The sequence below is a fragment of the Streptococcus sp. HMSC066F01 genome, assembly GCF_001837335.1.
Lineage (GTDB): Bacteria > Bacillota > Bacilli > Lactobacillales > Streptococcaceae > Streptococcus > Streptococcus oralis_S.
This window is the reverse complement of the sequence record NZ_KV832119.1, coordinates 257,306-257,820: the sequence shown is the minus strand read 5'-3', so window position 1 is coordinate 257,820 and position 515 is coordinate 257,306. Positions and strand designations below refer to the sequence as shown.

General features: G+C 31.7%; 1 protein-coding gene. It reads left to right on the top strand.

What is annotated here, in order from left to right; all coding sequences use genetic code 11:
• The coding region (locus HMPREF2655_RS08500; protein WP_257368009.1) for a hypothetical protein at positions 1–376 on the top strand (376 nt) is incomplete at its 5' end.
• Positions 377–515 lie beyond the last annotated feature (139 nt).

The window sequence follows — 515 nt, the reverse complement described above, 5'->3', positions numbered from 1 at the left end:
CATCACAGCAGGAGCTATTTTTATGTTTAGGTTGTTAGGAAAATCTCAAGAAGAACGTCGAAATAGAGAGTACGAAGTAAGTCTGGTTAATGCGTTAAAAAATTCCTATGAAGGGATTGAGGAGGTACATATAACCGACCCTTCATATGCATCAATTCCGTCTGATGCTTGGGGCGCAAAAGTTAAAATATTTTTCTCTGATAGCAAACAACTAAGTTATATAATCGCATTTAATAAACAAAATAACGAAATAAGAAGTAGAGATTTTCAAAATAGTTCTCGAAAAGATGATAATCAATATTTGATAAACCATCGTGGAATTACAGAAAAAAATGTAAAAGTGATTTATTCAAATGGTGAAACAGGGGAACAGTAATGGTATTTAATTATACTGATAAACAACTCAATGAATTAAAGCATGGGAAGAATGTATACGGTGTCAATGCTGAATATGCTGAGAGGAATGGAAATAACAATGAGTAAAAACAGATTAAGAAAAAGCTATAAACCATTAT